The 2,610-nt window shown below is 55.4% G+C and carries 1 protein-coding gene; it reads right to left on the reverse strand.

Going from position 1 to position 2,610, the window contains the following annotated elements:
• Nucleotides 1-425 precede the first annotated feature (425 nt).
• Nucleotides 426-2,081, reverse strand: coding sequence for a class I adenylate-forming enzyme family protein (locus tag RAD10_RS41330; RefSeq protein WP_461621956.1), 1,656 nt, complete (start codon nt 2,079-2,081; stop codon nt 426-428).
• Nucleotides 2,082-2,610: the final 529 nt, after the last annotated feature.

Genomic DNA, 2,610 nt, shown 5'->3' on the forward strand with positions numbered 1-2,610 from the left:
TACTACGCCATGCTGGAGCAACCCGCCTGGCGGCATAACTTAAACCAAATGGCCTCCGGCAATCCCGGGGCGGTTCAGTCCAGAGCACGCTTACTCGCAACACCATGCGCTCGGTGTCTAATGCTAGCCAGAAGGATTGCAGCTTGCGCTTCCTGGAACCACTTGAGCACGCATCAGTGACACCAGCATCTACAAGCGGCCCGATAATACCGGTTTTCCCGGGCGAGCCAATGCGGATTGCGCCCTGCCACATAGGCGGCGTGAACTCGCTGCCGTCGATGCACAGATCGTCCGGCAGGTAAGTCTTGGCAGAAGCGGTCGGCTCGGCGCCAAAACGACGTTGGCTTGCTCATGCTAACTCCTGCGCTCGCTTCTGATAGCAAGCATAGAGTGCATACGTGCGAGAACAAGCGTGTAAATCGGTTTCACAACCAGCGCTTCTCTTTGGTGTCATACGCGCCAGCAAGTGGATCACCGACGGCCATCAGCTCACGTTTGAGCACTTTATTGCTGGAAATGGCTCTAGGTAGCGTCCGCGTAAAGGCGATGTACCGAGGTATCTTGAACGCCGCAAGGCGCGCACGCGCATGATCGATAATGCGCTCTATGACTAGACTCTCCGACGCGACGTCTCCTCTCAGTTCGACGAAGATCTTGACTTCCTCTCCTCGCTTCAGATCGCGAACCGGCACGGCGGCCACGTCCGCGATCTCAGGTATTTCGCGAATGACCGCCTCAACCTCTCGTGCAGCGATGTTCTCGCTTGAGCGGCGGATCATGTCCTTCGTGCGCCCCACCAGCCAATAAAAGCCAAGGTCATCGCGGCGCATCAGATCGCCAGTCCTAAACCATTCGCCTTCAAACGAGGCGGCATTTGCTTCCGGCTTATTCCAATAGCCCTTGAGGATCCCGCGCCCGGTTACCCACAGTTCACCCACTTCGCCGATCTGAGTGGAACTGCCACCCTCGTTCATTAGCTGCAGCGCCCGAAATGGCGCGCGTATCCCCACCGAACCTGAACTGGCCAACTCGTCGAACTGGTTAGTCATTCGTGTGGCGAAACCGATCTCCGTCATCCCGTATGCTTCCTCGGTCCGCACTCGAAACCGTTTCCGGAATTGGCGCACTGTATCAGGGCTCCAGCCCCAATTCAGAATTTGCTTCAAGCAGGTCGCCCCATCTTCGTTGGCGGCCTCCGCCTCGCGCGCTATCAACTCGGGAACCTGGCACCACTCTATGCGATGCTGCTTGACCCAACCAATGAAGCGTGTCGCGCTGAGTTGAGGAGCTAGGTAAAGCGTACCGCCCTGTCGGTACGACCTCAGAAGATGCGCCGGCGGATCGACATAGAAGAATGGCTGCGCAGATAAATACCTTTGGTGCGGCCCGTCGTCCCAACACGTCCCTTGATACGAAAACACGCCCCAGTAATCATGGGTCAACATGCACCCCTTAGGAAAGCCAGTTGTCCCGGACGTATATTGAATGTTCAACAGATCGTCAGGGCCGACATCCTCCTCGACCAACGAGTCGTCGATGCCCTCGAGTAATCCAGCAATAGTAGTTGGCGTCTCGCAGGAAGGCTGTCCCGCGAGAATTACCCTCTCCTTGGCGAGGCTTTGCGGCCAAGGCTCCATAGACGAGAATACTGACCATACCCCTTGATCCACCACGGCGAACTTGGCTTGCGTATCGCTAAGAACATATTCAATCTCCCTTCGCGTATACCGCATGTTGATCGGGACCATGACCGCTCCAAGCTTCGCAATCGCGAACCACAGGATGGGGTACTCGATACGATTGGGAAGCATCACACCGATACGATCCCCTTTGCGCACGCCGAGAGCACGCAGCGCATGTGCATACTTGTTAGATAATCGATCCATCTCCATGTAGGTCGCGCGTTCACCGCGCTCGAAGACATCGATTGCTATGATCGATCCGTGCGTTCTTGCTCGCATCGAAACCAGCTGACCGATGGTGATGGCCTCATAGGCAGATTCCAGCGCCTCGACTTTACGCAATGCATTTGCGACGCGCTCTTTCAGCTGCTTGGCCGTCACTTTGGCACGGGACATCATTGGGAACCTCTAGATTCTAGAGCCAAGGAGAAGCGCGAACGGCGACAATACTTGCATTGCAGAACTCATCGCGGCCGCCCGCCTACCTCTCCTAAGTCCCCAGGGGACGGTTCACTTTGCATGAGCGGGAAACTGCAACTGCTCATTCGCGAGTAATATCCGGCGTAAGCGCGAGCATGCGATATGTCCCTCGTGGTCAGGACATTTTTGGAATTTGGGAACCCGCTTTGTGTTGATCGACGCTGAGACACTTAAAGAATTGACCACGCTTACCATTGGCGAATTTATCCCTCTTGAAGAACTCAGTGGCCTTCTCAGCCATCGTTTGCACGGAGAGTAATGATTGTTTCTACCTTGTTCAGAGAAATCGATGTACTACCTAATCTGATAAAGAACTCGTATCAGCTATTTGGAGGAGCAATTGGCTTAGGCGCACCTAGCGAGCAGGCTGTTTGAACCGCCCCGGGATTGCCGGAGGCCATTTGGTTTAAGTTATGCCGCCAGGCGGGTTGCTCCAGCATGGCGTAGT

Source organism: Bradyrhizobium sp. 23AC (assembly GCF_054863025.1).

What these genes read in the sequence shown, in the direction of transcription:
- RAD10_RS41330 (WP_461621956.1), bottom strand. Translation starts at nt 2,081, where the DNA reads ATGATGTCCCGTGCCAAAGTGACGGCCAAGCAGCTGAAAGAGCGCGTC.